Source organism: Bartonella bennetti, assembly GCF_045945445.1.
Lineage (GTDB): Bacteria > Pseudomonadota > Alphaproteobacteria > Rhizobiales > Rhizobiaceae > Bartonella.
Map to the genome: position 1 here is coordinate 528,261 of NZ_CP174576.1, position 19,185 is coordinate 547,445.

Here is a 19,185-nt window from a genome sequence, read left to right on the forward strand (position 1 = left end):
ATAACATGAGGAAAATAATTACCACATCTTACTACACCATTCCATTAATTTCTAAACTAATTAGAAAGAATCAATATTTAGTAATCATTTTTTAAAAGTAAGTATTTTTTTTGATCCTTATTTGCTTTATAAGTTTGCAGGAATGCACTTTGTATTACGATTTTCAAATAATTATTTTATAAATTATAGGTCTTTTATTAAAAAAACAAAATAGTTAATTACTGTATTCTATGTAATCAATATTATTTTCAATAAGATAACAAATAAAGTTATAGCTGATTAGAGCAATAAATCGTTTTTTATAATTCATAATGAATATTGCTGATTGATAGGAAGAAAGGATAATATATGGATATCCAAAAATTAAAAAAAATAGCGGCTGCTAAGGCACTTGAATCTGTACAAAATAATATGCGTCTTGGTATAGGCACTGGTTCCACAGTAAATGAATTTATTCGTCTTCTTGGTGAGCGCATTGCAGATGGTTTAAGGATAACTGGTGTTGCTACTTCATATTATTCTGAGCAGTTATGTCGTCAGTTTGGAGTGCCTATCACTACTTTAGATGAAGTATCTGAGCTTGATCTTTGTATTGATGGAGCTGATGAGATTGATCCTAAGATGACCTTGATTAAAGGAAGAGGTGGGGCATTGTTGCATGAGAAAATTGTAGCATCTGTATCTGACGAGATGCTTATTATTGCTGATGAAACAAAGATGGTAAAAACGCTTGGTGCCTGTGGGGTGCCAATAGAAGTTAATCCATTTGGAATGAATGCTACGTGTAAAGCAATTGAAAAGGTAGTGAATGATTTAGGACTTTCAGGAGAAATTAGGGTACGTATGAATGGAGATATCCCTTTTGAGACTGATGGTGGTCATTTTATTTTTGATGCATTTTTAGGATCTATTTTAAATCCAAAAGTATTATCAGATGCGTTATTGAGAGTCCCTGGTGTTGTTGAACATGGTCTTTTTTTAGGTTTTGCTTCTCGTGCAATTATAGCTATGGCAGATAGTACAATAAAAGTTTTAGAGTCATCTAGTAACTAAAGAGTTGTTAGAAATTTAAAATAATAAATTTAAGCTATGATATTTTACGGAGTCGTCATTATAATGAAAACAACAGTTTTTTTTCAAAAATTTATAATATTGCTTAGTGCAGTTGCTATGTTGATTGTGAATATTGGGATAACTTATGCACAAGATGTGAGTGAGAAACATTTAAATTCAGCCCAAAATGTGATTAATGCTATTCGTGCAACTGATCAGTTTGATAGTTTTTTGCCAATGGCAGCACGTGATATTAAAGAAAAATTAATAAGTACTGATCCAAACTTAGAAAAAAATATTGCTACGATTGTTGATAAACAAGCACTTGCTTTAGCTAAACGACGTGCTGATTTGGAAAAAGAAGTTGCTCATGTATATGCAAAGCATTTTAGTGAGGAAGAACTTGATAAAATTTCAGCATTTTATAGTTCTGATGTTGGTAAAAAATTTTTGATGAAAGTTCCGGATGTTGCACGCGATGCTTATTCTGTATTTGATGCTTGGTGTTCTACTATAATGCAAAATCTTATAAAAAATGTAGAAAAAGAAATGTCTCAAACACTTAACTTAAATAATTCTATTACTCCTATGGAGTCTACTTCTGCAAAATCTCCAACATAATAATTTCATAAGCATTTTATTTAAAGGCAGTAGTTAGATTATTACTTTAAAGAAAAGAGAGCACACTGAAAGTATTATCTTTATACAAAAAAATTATTTTCAGAAAAAAGAAAAAATTTTTATTTGATGACAAGAAGCAATACCTGTACAGTAAAAATGTACGGGAAGGGATGCTATGTAATGCTTTTTGATTTGTTCGTTATTGGAGGGGGATCAGGTGGAGTACGTGCTGCTCGTCTTGCTGGGCAGCTTGGTAAGCGTGTCGCTATAGCAGAAGAGCATCGTGTAGGGGGGACTTGTGTTATTCGCGGTTGTGTTCCTAAAAAATTGTTTGTTTATGCTTCGCAATATACACGCGAATTTAAGGATAGCATTGGTTTTGGGTGGGAATGTGTTGATCCAGTTTTTAACTGGAGTAAATTGATTGAAGCCAAAAATAAAGAAATATCGAGGTTAGAAGAGCTTTATTGTAGGGGATTAAAAAATAACAATGTTCAAATTTATAAAAGTCGCGCTGTTTTTATTGATGAGCATACATTAGAGCTTTCTGCAACAGGCGAGCGAGTGAAAGCAGAAAAGATTTTGATCGCGACAGGAGCAATGATTGTTCCAAATTCTGCAATAAAAGGCAGTGAATTATGTCTTACTTCTAATGAGATTTTTGATCTTGAAAAGTTACCAAAATCAATAGTCATTGTTGGTGGCGGTTATATTGGTCTTGAATTTGCTAGTATTTTTCACGAATTAGGTGTGAAAACAACATTAGTTCATCGTGGTGATTTAATTCTTCGTAATTTTGATTATGATTTGCGGCGATTACTAAGTGATGCGATGATTGAAAAGGGCATTTCTATTATCTATGGGGCTACAGTTGCTCAGGTTGAAGCCAAAAACAATCGCTATAACGTTGTTTTATCAAATGGGCAAATTATTAGTACTGATCAAGTTATGTTGGCTACAGGACGTGTGCCAAATACAAAGGATTTAGGGCTCCAGAAAATAGGTGTTAAGCTTAATGAAAATGGAGCCGTTGTTGTTGATGAAAAAATGACAACAAGTGTATCTCATATTTGGGCTGTTGGTGATGTCACTGGTCATGTTCAGTTAACACCTGTTGCTATCCACGAAGCAATGTGTTTTATTAAAACTGCTTTTGAGGAAATTCCAACTATACCGGATTATAATTTAATTGCGACAGCTGTTTTTTCGCAGCCAGAAATTGGGACGGTTGGTCTTTCAGAAGAATATGCCGTACGTTGTTATAAGTATGTTGAAATTTATCGTACGCAATTTCGTTCTTTGCGTAATACTCTTTCTGGTAATTCAGAAAAGATGTTTATGAAATTAGTTGTTGATGGCGAGAGTCGTATTGTTGTTGGTGCACATATTTTAGGAGAAGGTGCTGGTGAAATGGCGCAGCTTATTGGAATAGCACTAAAGGGAAAGCTGACGAAAGATATATTTGATGAAACTATGGCAATTCATCCAACAGCAGCAGAAGAGCTAGTGACGATGTATAAACCAAGTTATATATATAAAAATGGAAAAAAATTGGAAAGTTAAATAAAGAGAATTACACAAAGCTTTGCATACTGTAGACTGATTAGGTAAGCTTTAGAGAGAATGTGACGATGAAAAATTGGTGCGAATCTTGAAGATAAAAACCAATTAAACAAGTGCCAACTTACTCCGGTAAATCTGCATTACGGAAATTGAAAAGGAATTGGACAAATAGCCTCTTTTGTTTTTTACTGATGAAATGCGCAGTTTAAAGCATGAATTAGCAGCGGTTGCGGAAGGCCAAGTTTTTTTATTGCAAGGGAAGTGATAATACAGAAAGCTTTGTTGAATATAAGACTGATAATATTTATTTTTACAAATGGCAATTATTTTAATCTTTGGCAGCTTAAAGCTAGTTATTAAAATTGGTTATGTTGCTAGCCAATTTGAGAAGCCACGCTTTTCTGATATGAAAGAAAAGGTGCAGAGGAGCTATCATTTTATAAAGGAGATATCATTAATGGGTGTGAAGAGAATTTAACACAACCGATACAACCTCTAATGATTAGTACGTAGCATTTGTCTATAAGTTATAGAGATTAGCGATCGTACGTGCCAGCTTGGTCATATACATGTAGAATATTTCATAGTATTAAAAATTTTATTGGATTAAAATATGATCCTTCTATTAATTCTGACGAGCTTTTAAAATTAATTGATATTCTCAATTCTGTAAACCCGGTTAGCTTACCCTTATTGTTCGTTGTAGTTATGATAGAGTTTAGGATTATCTTCCTAAATTAATTCGTGCGGTTCAAAGTAAGAATCATAGTATTGTTTAGTTTTATGATCCAATGCATGGCAATACGATTATGGCTAATGGTTATAAACGCATTCTTTTGATCATGTTTTAAAAGAAGCTGGAAATTTTTTTCAGTTCATTAAGAATGAAGGCACTCACCCAAATACTATTCTGTAATGATAGAAACCAATGTAACTAAATGTTCAGATAATGCGAATACTCTTTCAGAAAAAGACCTTTCTGATTACTATCGTATCCATTATAATCCAAGATTGGATGCGAATCAATCACTGAATTAACTTTTCCTGTTGCTGAACTCCTGAAGAAAGCTGTGATATTGATTCGTTAATTGTTGGAAAGAAGGTTTAGATAACAATCCTATCTTGTTATTTATTTCTAATTTTTATGGAATTCAGCACTTTTGATAAAAAATGCTTTGATGATTGAAACTAATTGATGATCACACTAAATTGATGCAATGGCACAAAAACTTATAAAAGATGATTTGCGGATTGTAATTGCTCAATTAAATCCCATTATTGGTGATATTGAAGGAAATCTCGCTCTTGCAGAAATGGCATATCAAAAAGCTTACGAACAGGATGCTGATCTTGTTTTGTTGACTGAGCTTTTCATAAGTGCTTACCCCCCTGAAGATCTTGTTCTTAAATCTGCTTTTACAAAAGCATGTGAAGATGCTGTTAAAAAGTTAGCGCAGCTTACGAAAGAGGGGCCGGGAATTATTATTGGTATCCCGTTAAAACGTGATAATGACCTTTATAATGGTATCATGCTTCTTGATGATGGACAGGTGATTGCGGAACGCTTTAAGTGTGATTTACCTAATTATTGTGAATTTGATGAAAAGCGCGTATTTTCTCCTGGTCCACGTCCTGAACCTATTGTTTATCGTGGGATGACGTTAGGAGTTGTGATTTGTGAAGATATTTGGAACGATCCTTCTATTTGTGCTGAGCTTAGCTATAAAGGAGCTGAAATTATTCTCGTTCCTAATGGCTCTCCTTATCACCGTAATAAAACACAAAAACGTTTAGACATTGTTCGCGCACAAGCTGTTCAATCGTATGTACCAATTATTTATGCTAATCAAGTAGGCGGCCAAGATGAATTAGTATTTGATGGAGGCTCTTTTGCACTTGATGAGCATGGTCAAATGGTGTTTCAAATGAAGCACTTTGAAAATCATATTGCTTTGAGTCATTGGCAAAGAAAATCTATTGGGTGGCAATGTATTTCTGGTCCAAATGAAGAGCTTTTAGATGGGATAGCTGCTGATTACCATGCCTGCGTTTTAGGATTAAAGGATTACGTCAATAAAAACCGTTTTAAAGATGTTCTTCTTGGTTTTTCAGGAGGAATTGACTCAGCACTTTGTGCTGCAATTGCGGTAGATGCTCTTGGAGCTGAAAGGGTTTGTGCTGTGATGATGCCTTATTGTTATACATCACAGGAATCATTAAAGGATGCTAAACATTGTGCGCGTCTTTTGGGGTGTCGTTATGAGGTAATACCCATTTTTAAACCTGTTGAGAGTTTTTTGAGCATAATGGCCCCTATTTTTTCGGGGTTGCAAACTGATGCTACAGAAGAAAATCTTCAAAGTCGTATACGTGGAAGCGTTTTAATGGCCCTTTCAAATAAATTTGATTCTATGGTAATAACAACAGGTAATAAATCGGAAATGGCTGTTGGGTATGCGACACTTTATGGCGATATGAATGGTGGTTTTAATCCCATTAAAGATATTTATAAAATGCAGGTTTATAAATTAGCTAAGTGGCGTAATAAAAATTACTTGCAGAATTTATTGGGACCAAAAGGAATTATTATTCCATCTAGTATTATAGAGAAAGCACCTTCTGCAGAACTCCGGGAAAATCAAAAAGATGAGGATTTTCTTCCTCCTTATCCTATTTTAGATGATATCTTGCAATCTCTTGTGGAAGATGACATGAGTGTCTGTGATATTGTTAAACGTGGACATTCACGGCAAACAGTTGAGAAAGTTGAACATTTGCTTTATTTAGCTGAGTATAAAAGGCGACAATCTGCACCAGGTGTGAAAATTAGTTATAAAAACTTCGGACGCGATCGTCGTTATCCTATTACCAATCATTTTCGCGATAAAAGTTGAGCATTATTTTGATGATAAAAGTTCGTTTTGCCCCATCTCCAACAGGTTATATTCATATAGGCAATACTCGTATTGCATTATTTAATTGGTTGTATGCGAAAGCGTGTAATGGTATATTTATTTTACGTTATGATGATACAGATGTTGAGCGCTCCAAACAAGAATACATTGACGCTCTTATGGTTGATCTCGAATGGCTTAATATTCAACCAGATGAAGTTTATTATCAGTCTAAACGTTTTAATCGATATGACGAAGTTGCAGAAATTTTAAAACAACGTGGCCTTCTTTATCCCTGTTATGAAACGGCAGAGGAATTGGATCGGCGTCGTAAAATACAACTTTCACGCAAATTACCTCCTGTTTATAATCGTGACGCATTAAAATTGTCATTAGAAGATAAAAAATTCTTTGAGAATCAAGGTCGTAGGCCTCATTGGCGTTTTCTTTTACCTAATTTTGAAAATAATCCGTTTCAAACTAAACGAACAGAAGTTCATTGGAATGATATGATAAAAGGTAGGCAGACGATTGATTTGGCTTCTATGTCAGATCCTATCTTAATTCGTGAAGATGGAAGCTATCTTTATACTCTACCTTCTGTCATTGATGATATAGATATGGCTATTACACATATTATTCGTGGAAGTGACCACATTACCAATACTGGTGCGCAGATTGCTCTTTTTGAGGCTCTCGATGCAGTGCCTCCAATTTTTGGTCATATTAATTTATTAACGACAGCTTCAGGAGAAGGGCTTTCAAAACGGAATAGTGATCTTTCCGTTCGTTCTTTGCGCGAAGATGGCTTTGAATCTATGGCTGTCCAATGTCTTGCAGTATTACTTGGGACATCGCAAAATGTACAAGCATACCCTAATCAAGTTGCTCTTTTAAATCATTTTGATCTCCAAGATATATCAAAATCAGCAGCAAAATTTGATGTGGTTGATCTTCTTGTACTGAATAGGCATTTTGTTCATGAATTGACTTATGAAGACATTAGAACACGACTTGAAAAATTTTCTATTTATGGAGAACAAGCAGAACATTTTTGGAATACGGTAAGAAACAATATTACTAAGGTGAGTGATGCAGTCTTATGGTGGAAAATTATTCATACTGATGAGAGCTTTGATATAACTTTGCCTGAAGATCGTGCTTATGCGCAACAATCTGTTCATTCGTTACCTGAGGGGGTATTGAGTGATGAAAGCTGGAAAATTTGGACGACGGCATTGCAAGAAAAAACGGGTCGTAAAGGAAAAACTTTGTTTATGCCGTTACGTCAAGCTCTTACGGGGATGACACATGGGCCTGAAATGGGAAAATTTTTGCCCCTTTTAGGGCGTGAAAAGATAGTAAAAAGGCTGCTCACGGTAGGCAGTGGAAAACTTTAAGCCCAGTAAAGCACTCGCTATTATTTCTTAGTAATAAAATTAGAGAGTTTAAGTATGTTTTTTTATAAGCATAAAAGCTGGAATATCATCGCCAAATCCGATTGGAATAGGAGTTTTGTTTTTTTTATGACATTGGCTTGATGCTTCCTCTTTATTATCTTTAGTTTCAACGTAAGCTAGTTTTTCTTTTTCTAGTATTTTTTTTGTTTGAGTTTTATGCTTTTTTTGAGCAGTTTTCTGTTGTAACTTTGTAACTTTTGTCTGTGCAACAGTGCCATTTGTTTCATCATAATCTATTAAAGTAGAAAGATCACCATTGAGCCACTCAATTTTTTCTTGGCTTATTTCTTCAATAGCACTAATATATTTTTCATCGGCTTTTGTGACAATCGTGAAAGCTTTACCACTACGTTTTGCTCGTCCTGTGCGACCGATACGATGAATATAATCTTCTGCATGTGTCGGTACATCATAGTTGAAAACATGGCTAACTGCTGGGATATCAAGTCCACGAGACGCAACATCAGAAGCAACAAGAAGTGTAAGTTTATTGTCTTTGAAATTAGCTAATGTGCTTGTGCGTGAATGTTGGTCCATATCACCATGAAGTGCGCCTACGCTGAAGTTATGTTTAATAAGAGATCGGACAAGTTCAGAAATATCTTTTTTTCGATTACAGAAAATGATAGCGTTTTTAAGTTCGTCGCCTTCGTTGTGAATAAGTTCTCTTAAAATCGCTCTTTTATCCCATGGTTTACTTCCAGATTTAACAAGTCGTTGAGTGATTTTTTTTGCTGTTGAAGATGCTTTTGCAATTTCGACATATACGGGGGAATGTAAAAATTGCTTTGTTAATTTTGTAATTTCTGGTGCCATTGTTGCTGAAAAGAACAAGGTTTGACGTGTAAAAGGAGTCAATTTGCAAATGCGTTCAATGTTAGGGATAAAACCCATATCTAGCATGCGATCAGCTTCATCAATGACTAGAATTTCAATACCTAACAGGAGTAATTTACCATGCTCAAAATGATCCAGCAGACGTCCTGGTGTTGCTATCAAAACATCCGCACCTCGTTCAAGTTTACGATCTTGGTGTTCGAAAGACACACCACCGATTAACAGTGCAACATTTAAATTATGATTAACACCATATTTATCAAAATTTTCTTGAACTTGGGTAGCAAGCTCTCGTGTTGGTTCTAATATGAGGGTACGAGGAATTCTTGCTCTTGCACGCCCTTTTTCAAGTAAGGTCAGCATGGGGAGAACAAAGGAAGCTGTTTTACCAGTACCTGTCTGAGCAATCCCTAAAATATCTCTTTTTTGAAGAATATGGGGAATTGTCCCACTTTGAATAGGTGTTGGGATCGTATATCCTGCTGATTTTATAGCTTTAATAACCTTTTTTGAAAGGCCCAAATTATCGAAACTGTCCAAAGCTAGTATCATTCTTTCTTTTTGCTGATTACTCTGCAATTTTAACGATTTTTTTAGGATATCGGCCAAGTAAACATTCCATCCTCTTGAAGACGGGTTAAGGTGCATTTTAAAAAAAGTCAACTGTAACTACTATAATATCCGCAAAAAGAATGATAAAAAAATTAATAACGAAATTGTTCTGATAAGATGCGTTCATCCCAAGAATGGTTAGGATCAAAAAGGATGGAGACTGTTATTTCTGTTGCTGATGAAATAATAACTGAATAGACAGATTTCATTTCAACGTTGTCAGCAGCTGCATTGACGGGACGTTTGTCATATTCAAGCATATCAAAGCATATTGTGGCAGTATTTGGAAGTAAGGCTCCACGCCAACCTCGAGGACGAAAAGGGCTAACGGGAGTAAGGACCATAAGGGGTGCCATAAGAGGTAAAATAGGTCCTTGTGCTGATAAGTTATATGCGGTTGAACCTGCTGGTGTAGCAACAAGAATACCATCGCAAGTCAATTCTTCCATGCGGACTTGGTTATCAATGCTGATACGAATTTTAGCGGCCTGATATGATTGACGAAATAAGGACACTTCATTGATTGCAAGTGCTTCGATATGTCCTTGAGGTTGTGCATTTGCGATCATGCGTAAGGGATGAATTTCTTTTTTATGTGCAGCAGCAATACGGTTTGGTAATTTTTTTTCATGAAACTCATTCATTAGAAACCCTACTGAGCCTCGATTCATACCATAAATAGGTTTGTTGGTATTCATGGCATCTCGTACTGTTTGCAACATTGTTCCATCTCCACCAAGTGCAACAATGACATCAGCTTCTTCAAGAGAAGAGTGACCATAAATAGATATTAATTTATTGGTAGCTTTAATAGCTTCTTCAGTTTCGGCAGAAATGAAATGAAAGCGGCTTGGTAGTGTAGTCATTAAGAATTGTCCTGATATTCGCAACTTATTTTTAAATTTTTTAGAATTTAGAAAATTTATATAAGGATTGTTTTGGTAAAAGAAAGAAGCTTATGTGGAAAGTAATTTATTAAAATAGACGGAAATGTATCCAAAATAGCATTAAAAAATAATATAATTCTATCAAAAATAAGCATATATTCTTTATTAAGTTTTAAAAAGGAGTAATTCATTATTGAAGCTGAGAGTATGATCAGCTAAAGGAATATAACAATTTTATCGCTATCTTTAAGCACCCGTAGCTCAGTTGGATAGAGCGCTGCCCTCCGAAGGCAGAGGTCACAGATTCGAATTCTGTCGGGTGCACCAAATTTCACACTTTGCTTCATATTTCTTATAAAGACTGTTTTAAGTATTGAATCCAGGTAAAGTTACTTTGGATGACCTTGAAACTGTTGTTTATTAAGATGGTAAAACGAACAAGCTTTATCATGATATACATTTGGGTCTTAAAAAGAAGCAGCACATATTGCTGAAGTTGCTGCTAGCAGTGAATCAGTTTATGGAATTAATACTGGATTTTGCGAATTAGCTTCGATTAAAATTGATATAGATAATATGTTCATTTTATAAAGAATCATATTTTATCACATTGTTATAGAGTAGGGGTGCTTACTCCTGAAAATTTTGTACGATTAATGATGAGCCTGAAGCTTATTTTTCTAGGATGAGTGGGTTCAGATGTTCATCTGGAATGAGGTATTTACTAGAGAACATGCTTGCAAATGAACTTATTCCTGTCATTTCCGAAAAGGCTCAATGAGCGCATCAGTTAGTTTGGCTTCTTTTTCTCATATGGCTGCTGTGGTAATAGGAGAAGGAAAGGCATTTTTTCAAAGTATTCGTATGAGCGAGAAGGCTGATTTAGAAAAAGAAGGATTATTCCTCATTTTTTTAGAAATGAAAGAAGAATTAGCTCTGCTCAATGATATTAAAACATCGACAGTGTTTGCTTTTGCAGGTCTTTTCCATGTTATTAAAACTGTATGGCGGATTTTTTTCAGGCGCATTAACAACAGATGTTGCTATGAGTTCAACGACATTATTTCATCCTTATATTCATATTTTGAGTGGCCATTATGGACAAATTGTTGTGTCATAAACATTGGAAAATCTTGTAGAAAATTCAGAAATTCGGGCGGCACATTTGTGTTAAGATAATTGTGTCCAAGATCCTTGTTGTATACGTTATCAAGCACAAATTATGGGTGCGTGTTTTGATATTCTGATGGCAGCAGCACAAACACTAATTATTGAAACAAATGCAGTTACAAATAATCCATTAATTTATAGGTATGCTAATAAGGTATGGTAATATTGTATCCGGTGGAATTTTCATGTTAAGCTTATAGCATTTGCTGCTGAGTAGATTACGCTTTTTTATGTGAAATAGGAGCAATTTTTCAAAGACGTATTGTTCTTATGATTGCTTAGATGGTAGCTGCTACTTTGCTGCTACTTTATTGTCTAGAAATGCACAAATGGCATATCCTGCTTCGGTTGCTTCGACACCAACTTTGGCAAATCAAGAAGATCATGTTGCAATGGCTTGTTACGGTGCTCGTTAGTTGTTGGTGAAAAATGAGAAGCTTGGCTATTATTGATATTAAGGCATTTTTTGCAGCACAAGGAATTGAATACCGTATTCCTTTTAAGCTCCTTATTACAATCTGTGATGAAGCATTTACATGCACATATTAAGATTCTAGAACAAGACACATATGGCTTCAGATCTTGGAAAAGCAGGTGCATTTGTGAGCGAAGGATACTTGTTATCGATTTTCACAAAAACAATTTTCCACCATTAGTAATAAGCAATTAATTTTGAACTATGATCAGGACGCTATAATAGAGAAAGACTAGAGATACGTTTTTTTAATGATACTTGCTCATCGAAATTTTTTTTGATAAATTTAGGAGCTACTTAGCTTAAGCAAGAGGGCAATGTGTATTATCGTAACATAATTTATCCATATTTCCTCAAAGCTGAAGGGGAAGGAAGAGTGCAGTTTTTTTGTTGTAAACGGTATACGTTGTATTGCCATACGAGATGAGATTATGCATCTTAGCCGTTATGAATTGTATTTTTTTATGGAACTAAAGAAAATAAAAATTCAAGTTTTTCAGATATTTTAGAGTTTTTTCACATTTCAATCAGTTTTGATTCTTATTAATCTGCCAATTTTGTTCTGTAAAGGCTGGAATGATATTTGATGAAGGATAGAAATGACAACAAATAATCTTAAACGCGGTATAAATCAGCGTCAGGTTATATTTTTAGCTCTTGGTTCTGCTATTGGGACAGGGCTTTTTTATGGATCTGCGCAGGCGATTAATCTTGCTGGTCCAAGTGTTTTAATTGCTTATTGTATTTCTGGTTTAGCTATTTTTATAGTTATGCGTGCTTTAGGTGAGATGATTATTCATAATCCGCTGCCTGGTTCTTTTGCTCGTTACGCTACAACTTATATATCGCCATTAGCTGGTTTTTTAACAGGGTGGACATATGTTTTTGAGGTAGTACTTGTTGGTTTAGCTGATATTACGGCTTTTGCAACTTATATGAATTTTTGGTATCCTGACGTTGCTCCTTGGATATGGACATTGAGCATTACACTTATCATTACCGGTGTTAACCTAACAGCAGTGAAAGTATATGGTGAGCTAGAATTTTGGCTTTCTTCCATCAAAATTATCGCCATTATCACTATGATTATTTTAGGCATAGCAATTATTTTTTTTGATTCGAATACAAATACATTCTCCACTATTGGGATTCATAATTTATGGCAAAATGGTGGAGTATTTCCAAATGGTTTGTTTGGTTTTTTAGCTTGCTTTAGTGTTGTTGTTTTTGCTTTTGGTGGCGTAGAGATTATTGGAATGGCAGCAATGGAAGTACAGGATCCTAATAAAACAATCTCGAGAGCAATTAATTCTATTCCAATTCGAATTTTGCTTTTTTATGTTATGACTTTAGCAGTTTTAATGTCACTTTATCCTTGGAATGAAATTCCCCTTATGAGTAGTCCTTTTGTTACAATTTTTGAAAGGTTCGGTATTTCGTCAGCAGCCCATATTCTTAATATTGTTGTTATTACAGCCGTGGTTTCTGCAATTAATAGTGAAATGTATGGTGCAGTCCGCATGATACATGGTTTGTCTCAGGAAGGTTATGCATTTAAGAAATTCCAGTATTTATCAAAAAATGGTGTACCGATTTTTGTTATTTTACTCATATTTAGTGTATTTCTTTTTGGTGTTATTCTTAATTATTATTATCATAGTCACCTTTTTTTTCTCATTGCAGCAATGGCGACATTTGCGACAGTTTTTGTTTGGAAGATGATTTTGCTTTCGCAAATTTTTATGCGGTTTAAAATGTCTTCAGAAGAACGCCTTGATCTAAAATTTCCAATGCCATTTTGGCCAATAGGATCAATTTTTGCTACTTTATTTATGATCTTTATTTTTGTTTTATTATGGTTTTTTGATAATACGAGATCAGTGTTGATTATAGGTGCTATTTGGCTTTCTTCCCTTGTTATTTGTTTTTATGCACTTAAACTTTATAATTTAAAGAAAAGAAAAATCTCTCAAAAAGAAAAGAAGGTTTAAAATCCAAAGCAGTGCGATTTACATATAATGATCTATAGTTGAGGGGATTACTTTCAAATATAAAAAAATTATTGGGTAATGTGATTTTAAGATAACGTTGCTATTTTAAGAAGAGAGGGTAATCTTTTCTAAGAATTTTATACTTATTGTCTTGAAAAGTTATTTTTATGTTTATAACAATTAATTCTTTTTTAATAAAAAGACATAGAAAAGTTTAAAAAATCAATTGAAAAAGTAAAGATAGAAAAACATAACAGATTATAGATAAGTTTGAAAATTCTACATCTTAATTTTGATTTTAGTTTTTTTATTTAAAAAAAGATTAAGCTATAAAAGTTCAAGAACTTATAAAAACGGAAAAACAATTCAAAAAAGGTATCGCTTCACGATATCTTGTTAGAAGAAAGTATAAAACTCTAATTTCTGCATCTTTTTTCATATGTTAATAAAAGAATCTGGTGGGCGTGACAGGCGGTATAAAATTGATTAAAATCAAATACTTATTGTAAAAGTAAGGGATTTTGTGGTTGTTGATTTTATTACATTTTTTTGAGCATTATCCCTAACTTTTTTGGAGCTTTTTGATAGCTTCTATTGCGAGTTTTTTACGATCAGCACTTTTTGTATAAAGAGAGGCCATGTTATCATTTGTCCAGCCAAAAATTGCTTTGAGTTGTGAGACTGTTGCACCTGAATTGGCAGCACGTGTTGCCGCTAATTTTCTTAAGCCATGAGCTGATTTTTTTATATTGGCTTTATTACAAGCTTCTCTAAATAGATTACCAAAGCTTTCTTTGGTTAATTTCTTATTACCTTTGCCGCAAATGAATGTTTCATCTCCGATAGGACCGGTTTTAAGTGTTGCAGCTAATTCTGGTAAAATAGGGAGAAAGACATCTGTTTGAAATTTACTTTTCTCCGTCTTTAAATGTATAACGCTTTCCTTTACATCTTTCCACCCAATGCGAATAGCATCACCTCGTCTCAAGCCTGTATAGAGAAGAACATCAATCCAAACGCGTTCATGTGTACCATGAGGCCATTGCTTATAATATTTCTCTATATCCTCTTCTGTCCAAACAGGAAATCCATCTTTATTTTTGAGCGGGGGCCTTTTGATATTTGAAGTTGGGTTATCGTCTAAAAGGTTTTGCTCCATTGCCCACGTAAAAAGCCCATTGAGTGCTTTCAGAAAATTTCTAGCACTTGCTGGTGTTTCTTTACGTCGTTCGACTCCTGCTATGATATGTTTTTTGTTAATTGCTTTGTATGGGATACTTCCTACAGAATCACAAACTTTCATTAGAATGAGTTCTTTTTGCCTTTGTGTAGTTTTGGCTAAACTGTACCAATTAACGCTATTTAAATATTGTTTAAGAAGCCATGCAAATGATCCTTCAACAAGTTTACCAGGTTTTGATTTAGGAAGTATAAGCCCTTGCAATTGAGCAATTGCATTTTTGTAGTTATCAATAAATTCTTGTGTTCCATAAGTTCCATAGATTCTCACACGTTGTCCATGACCAATACGTACATACCATATGATTTTACCATGGCGTGTGATTTCTTTGACAAGGTGAGGAGGACGTTGTTTGGGCATGGAGAGGACTTATAAGACGATATCAAAATCGTGGTCATCGTTTGAAAGATTCCAGAATTTATCGGGATGTATTGCTGAGTTTGGAATTGGGATATCGGATTTGAGATAGATGAGGAGTTCTCCAGTAGGTTTGATTTCTATTAATTCGCATCCTTGTTTTTTAGCTTCTCTTAAAGCACGAGCAATAGCTGGTTGTGTTATGGTAGGAAGGCGATGTGCCATGTTTTTTCTCCTTACATTGAGATGCAGCTTACCCGTGGCATGAAGCACGCTTGTATTTAAAAGTTTTTAGGAAAGGGTGGGGGTGCTGGGAGGAGAGAGCACCCCCTAACTTTAAGCAGCTTGAGCTGTAATCTGTTGTATGTCCTGTTCGATTTCTTCTAAAAAAGTTTCAACCGCTTGATTGATGGTTTCTATCTGTTCATCATTGCGATGAATACGCTGAACCTTAAGACGTAAGTGAGCCGATTGTCCTGCAAACCGAGGATCATAGCTCACAAAATCACACCACTGACGTCCTGTACAAGCCATTTGAAAGTGCATTTGTGCTAAATATTCTGGTTTGATTGTTTCTGTCATCCAGAAACGAAGGTGGTTTACAGACTGGGGGCATTTAATTTCAACTAATCCGTTCTCACCAATGAGCCCATCAGGACTTGCTCCGGCCATTTGAATTGTAGGATGTTGAATGAAACCACATTGGGTGACCTCTGTATCGTAAATGAAGGCATATTCTTTCAATGCATTCTCTTCATGCTCAATCCCCCATTGCATCGCTGCTGTTGTATAAGATTGGCTTATTTCACCGACTAAACGTTCTGTCATGAGTTTGATTTTGTATTCTTCATATTTGCTTGTGGGCAAGTTTTTAGTAGTTCGACTAAGGACGTTGTAAATATTTGAAGAGGTGACCTTCCCTAAACGTGCTTGAAACCATTCTGCAGTTCTTTGCCTCATTTCACACCGCCCGTTGCTCTGGGTGATGAACACTGTCTTGACTGTAGGTGTCATCATAGTCATAGACAATTTCAACCGGCTGTTGTTCTTGAGGGGTTTGTTTTTCTCTTTTTTTCTGTAAGAGATGCAAAACAGTCTGTCCTTCTTGAAGAGAAAGATCTGTTATATTTCTGACATTTGCAAAGCTCAAAACTTTCGTTTCGTCTGTTTGTGTTTCATGCATGAGGCTTTGGATTTCCATGATCATTTCATCGGAGACAGGCTGCCTTTGTGAAGGGGCGCCCTGATTAATCCGTTCCGCTTCATCTTCATCATAAATACCAGAAAATCCGAAAGCATAACGGGCACATTGAATGACCGCTTTATGACGCAACATACGTGCAGGATATTTCTGCCATGGTTCTGTTTTTTGTTTGCATTCGTTAAGATATTCAGTGACCTCAATAGGATCTTTAATTTCTTTCAAACGAATAGCACATTTGATGGCGATCAGTTGACCATCCTTGTCAAGTTGATCTTGAAAGGTCATCCCATCAAATTTAGGATTTGATTTGATAATCTTGATCCATCCGTCAATAGAGACAACAGGAATAATACCGCCACCTCTTTTAGGAAGAGCGTAAATCTCTTTTGTGAGTGGATTGAGTCCATAAGTATTAGCGACGGAAATAAAAGCAGCAAACTCTTCATCAGAGAAGTTATGGCTGATACAGGTTTTAACAATGGTTTTACGAAACTCTTGTTCTGAGAAGCCATATTTTTGCGATATAAGGCTTAAAGGAGAATGTGTCATGTTAAAGATTCCTCTTTAAATCACATCAGAGAGTCTGAGACGGTGTTGCTCTTCATAAGTGCCATAGATCTCATCATCAATTTTTTGATCTTCGAGATCTTTTTTAAAAGCTTCATAGGCATCGCTGTATTCTACAAAAGAAGGAATATCGCTTTCTTCATCAAGCATCCAGCTGCTTTGATCTAAATATGCTTCAGCAATTTCTTCAGAAATATCTTCCCATCGATTTGTTGAGAGCTCGATGCGAATAATTTTTTCCACATCATCGATGTCAGATAAAAAGTTCAATACTTCTGTTTCATCATAAAAAGGTCCAGAATGTGCAGTGTTTTCATTTTCATTACTGCACATTGCTAAAAGAATTTCATTTGGATTAATAAAAATCGGCTTTTTCATAACTTACCCCCTCTAATGCCTCTCGGCTGTTGTTTGTGTTAATAAAAGTAAAATACGTTTATCGTAATTAAATGTCAAGAAAAAAATTACGATAAACGTATTTTAATGTATCTATAATCCACATGATTATTTATTATCTTAAAATTTAAGTGGGGAATTTATGTTGGACCGTGAGAGAAACAAGCAGCTAACTGTAATGCTAAATAAGTTAACTGAAAGTGAAAAAATAGCTTTTATAGATTTCGTGCTGCGAGCAAAGATTTTAAAAGATCCTCGACAATCTTTTTTTCAGAATCATTTGCTTGAGAATATAAATAAAGAAAGTCATCAGAACAAAATCCGGAAACAGGTGAAGAATCTTTAAAAAAGTCCATAATTTTAACAAGCTCATCAGCTTTAACGTCTCTCATTTCCTTATTGGGATCAAGATTGACAATATTAGATATAGCTGGTCTGCGTACTCCGAGATGGGCCGCAAGTTTTGCTTGACTGCCGCGGCCCATTTTATCGAGCTCTTGCTTTATCCAAATTTTTAGCTCTCTTTGTTTGACCATACTTAAATTATTTATCATTTTTAAAAACCTTACAATATTAAAAAACATAAAAATACGTTTATCGTATTGACTAAATGTTCCTTATATCGTATTTATTGGTTATGATAAAAGCATATACAGAAACAGCGAAACTTATAATTACATACCTTGGTGGATATCATAAGGTTGCAAACATTATTAATCGTAATGTTATTGTGGTTAGAAAATGGGCTTATTCTCTTGAAAAACGGGAAGGTAAAGGCGGAATCATTCCGGCTAAATATCAGGTGATGCTTTTAAACTATGCTCGTAAAAATAATATTGATCTACGTCCAGATGATTTTTTTTATCCTGAACGATTACAGGCATTAATTCAAGAAAGCTCATCCCATCCACCGACATTTTGTGATGATATTTCTGGTTGCAGAGATGAGTGTGAGTGCAACGATATGCAAAGGCTTTAGGGGAGCATGATAATGTCAGTAAAACAGAAATATGAGTTTGTGAGTGGGAGGACGATTGTTTATCCAGATGAAAAGTCTTTGCATAATACAATAGCGCTTTTTGGTATCCGTGCATTAAGAGATTTTGGTGATGTGAAAGTAGGGGATTTAGGTGGTTTTATAGAGCATGAAGGTAATTTAAGCCATGAAGGCAATTGTTGGGTAAGTGCAGATAGTTGTGATGGCTATTATTCTTTTGGAGCTGGTTTTGTTTTTGGAAATGCCAAGATTTCTGGAGATGCACGTGTTACAGAAAGCGCTAAAGTTTTTGGCAATGCGCAGGTTTATGATTGTGCAGAGATTTCTGGTGGTGCCTATGTCTACGGCCAAGCCAAGATTTACGGTAATGCGAAGGTGGCTGGTGCACTTGTTTACGGTCAAGCCGAGGTTTATGAGAAAGCCTTAGTTATGGGGGAAGCCGAGGTTTACGGTAAAGCTGGTGTATATGGGAATGCTAAAGTTTATGACTTAGTGCGTGTTTACGGTCGGGCTAAGGTTTATGATCATGCAGAGATTTTCGATCAAGCGAAAGTTTATGACAAAGCTTTAGTCTATGGTCATGCTACGATACGTGGTGATGCCAAGATTTATGGCAATGCCGATGTAGGTGATTATGCAGATTTTCGCGATAATGAAAAAGTTTATATGTGTAATTGCGTTCATACACGCGATATGGCGCCACACATAATATAAGCACGTTATAGTCTTGAGGGGGATAATCATCCAATGACAAAATCCAAAAAAGATATACAGCAATCTTAATATAAAGAAAGGAAATAAAGATGGATTACGGTTTGGCAATATCATTACTATCCATATCGGTTATTATTTTGAATGTTA

The 19,185-nt window shown here is 35.0% G+C and carries 17 protein-coding genes, 1 tRNA gene and 1 pseudogene; 11 read left to right on the forward strand and 8 right to left on the reverse strand.

From position 1 onward, the window contains the following. Positions 1 to 348: 348 nt before the first annotated feature. The 6 genes from rpiA to gltX all read left to right on the forward strand — a co-directional run bounded on the left by rpiA (position 349) and on the right by gltX (position 7,531). Positions 349 to 1,053: a ribose-5-phosphate isomerase RpiA gene (gene rpiA, locus ACJTDF_RS02400; RefSeq protein ID WP_407965981.1), complete on the forward strand. Its 705-nt coding sequence runs from the start codon at positions 349 to 351 to the stop codon at positions 1,051 to 1,053. Positions 1,054 to 1,116: 63 nt separating this feature from the next. After that, entirely contained in the window at positions 1,117 to 1,674 is a 558-nt protein-coding gene (locus ACJTDF_RS02405) for a DUF2059 domain-containing protein (protein ID WP_407965982.1), read from the forward strand. A gap of 180 nt (positions 1,675 to 1,854) precedes the next feature. After that, positions 1,855 to 3,237, forward strand: a complete 1,383-nt coding sequence (gene gorA / locus ACJTDF_RS02410) for a glutathione-disulfide reductase (RefSeq protein ID WP_407966200.1) — start codon at positions 1,855 to 1,857, stop codon at positions 3,235 to 3,237. Positions 3,238 to 3,553: 316 nt separating this feature from the next. Beyond that, on the forward strand, positions 3,554 to 3,715 hold the full coding sequence (locus tag ACJTDF_RS02415; RefSeq protein ID WP_407965983.1) for a hypothetical protein: 162 nt from the start codon (positions 3,554 to 3,556) through the stop codon (positions 3,713 to 3,715). Between the two features lie 739 nt (positions 3,716 to 4,454). Next, complete coding sequence (locus ACJTDF_RS02420) at positions 4,455 to 6,131, forward strand: NAD+ synthase (RefSeq protein ID WP_407965984.1); 1,677 nt, start codon at positions 4,455 to 4,457, stop codon at positions 6,129 to 6,131. 11 nt (positions 6,132 to 6,142) lie between these two features. Further along, positions 6,143 to 7,531, forward strand: coding sequence for a glutamate--tRNA ligase (gltX, locus tag ACJTDF_RS02425; RefSeq protein WP_407965985.1), 1,389 nt, complete (start codon positions 6,143 to 6,145; stop codon positions 7,529 to 7,531). Positions 7,532 to 7,579: 48 nt separating this feature from the next. On the opposite strand, the gene ACJTDF_RS02430 is transcribed toward gltX, so the two are convergent. After that, on the reverse strand, positions 7,580 to 8,980 hold the full coding sequence (locus ACJTDF_RS02430) for a DEAD/DEAH box helicase (protein WP_407965986.1): 1,401 nt from the start codon (positions 8,978 to 8,980) through the stop codon (positions 7,580 to 7,582). Between the two features lie 152 nt (positions 8,981 to 9,132). Beyond that, complete coding sequence (locus ACJTDF_RS02435) at positions 9,133 to 9,906, reverse strand: NAD kinase (RefSeq protein ID WP_407965987.1); 774 nt, start codon at positions 9,904 to 9,906, stop codon at positions 9,133 to 9,135. Positions 9,907 to 10,177: 271 nt separating this feature from the next. On the opposite strand from ACJTDF_RS02435, the gene ACJTDF_RS02440 reads away from it, so the two are divergent. The 3 genes and pseudogenes from ACJTDF_RS02440 (at position 10,178) to ACJTDF_RS02450 (ending at position 13,563) form a co-directional block, all read left to right on the forward strand. After that, a tRNA-Arg gene (locus ACJTDF_RS02440) sits at positions 10,178 to 10,254 on the forward strand. Positions 10,255 to 10,300: 46 nt separating this feature from the next. Further along, positions 10,301 to 11,753: pseudogene (locus tag ACJTDF_RS02445) on the forward strand (aromatic amino acid lyase). A gap of 418 nt (positions 11,754 to 12,171) precedes the next feature. After that, positions 12,172 to 13,563, forward strand: a complete 1,392-nt coding sequence (locus ACJTDF_RS02450) for an amino acid permease (protein WP_407965988.1) — start codon at positions 12,172 to 12,174, stop codon at positions 13,561 to 13,563. 562 nt (positions 13,564 to 14,125) lie between these two features. On the opposite strand, the gene ACJTDF_RS02455 is transcribed toward ACJTDF_RS02450, so the two are convergent. From ACJTDF_RS02455 to ACJTDF_RS02480, 6 genes are all read right to left on the reverse strand, one after another. Further along, positions 14,126 to 15,163, reverse strand: a complete 1,038-nt coding sequence (locus ACJTDF_RS02455; RefSeq protein WP_407965989.1) for a tyrosine-type recombinase/integrase — start codon at positions 15,161 to 15,163, stop codon at positions 14,126 to 14,128. A 9-nt stretch (positions 15,164 to 15,172) separates the two neighbouring features. Beyond that, complete coding sequence (locus tag ACJTDF_RS02460; protein ID WP_407965990.1) at positions 15,173 to 15,385, reverse strand: hypothetical protein; 213 nt, start codon at positions 15,383 to 15,385, stop codon at positions 15,173 to 15,175. Positions 15,386 to 15,496: 111 nt separating this feature from the next. After that, positions 15,497 to 16,120 (reverse strand): lambda exonuclease family protein, encoded by a 624-nt coding sequence (locus ACJTDF_RS02465; protein WP_407965991.1) that lies wholly within the window; start codon positions 16,118 to 16,120, stop codon positions 15,497 to 15,499. Between the two features lies 1 nt (position 16,121). Further along, positions 16,122 to 16,913 (reverse strand): recombinase RecT, encoded by a 792-nt coding sequence (locus ACJTDF_RS02470; RefSeq protein ID WP_407965992.1) that lies wholly within the window; start codon positions 16,911 to 16,913, stop codon positions 16,122 to 16,124. A 15-nt stretch (positions 16,914 to 16,928) separates the two neighbouring features. Next, a complete protein-coding gene (locus ACJTDF_RS02475; RefSeq protein ID WP_407965993.1) occupies positions 16,929 to 17,309 on the reverse strand; it encodes a hypothetical protein in 381 nt (126 codons plus the stop codon). 233 nt (positions 17,310 to 17,542) lie between these two features. Next, positions 17,543 to 17,881: a helix-turn-helix domain-containing protein gene (locus ACJTDF_RS02480; protein ID WP_407965994.1), complete on the reverse strand. Its 339-nt coding sequence runs from the start codon at positions 17,879 to 17,881 to the stop codon at positions 17,543 to 17,545. A gap of 83 nt (positions 17,882 to 17,964) precedes the next feature. Between ACJTDF_RS02480 and ACJTDF_RS02485 the strand changes: the two genes are divergently transcribed. After that, positions 17,965 to 18,306, forward strand: coding sequence for a hypothetical protein (locus tag ACJTDF_RS02485; protein WP_407965995.1), 342 nt, complete (start codon positions 17,965 to 17,967; stop codon positions 18,304 to 18,306). Between the two features lie 12 nt (positions 18,307 to 18,318). Further along, positions 18,319 to 19,038, forward strand: a complete 720-nt coding sequence (locus ACJTDF_RS02490) for a hypothetical protein (protein ID WP_407965996.1) — start codon at positions 18,319 to 18,321, stop codon at positions 19,036 to 19,038. Positions 19,039 to 19,185 lie beyond the last annotated feature (147 nt).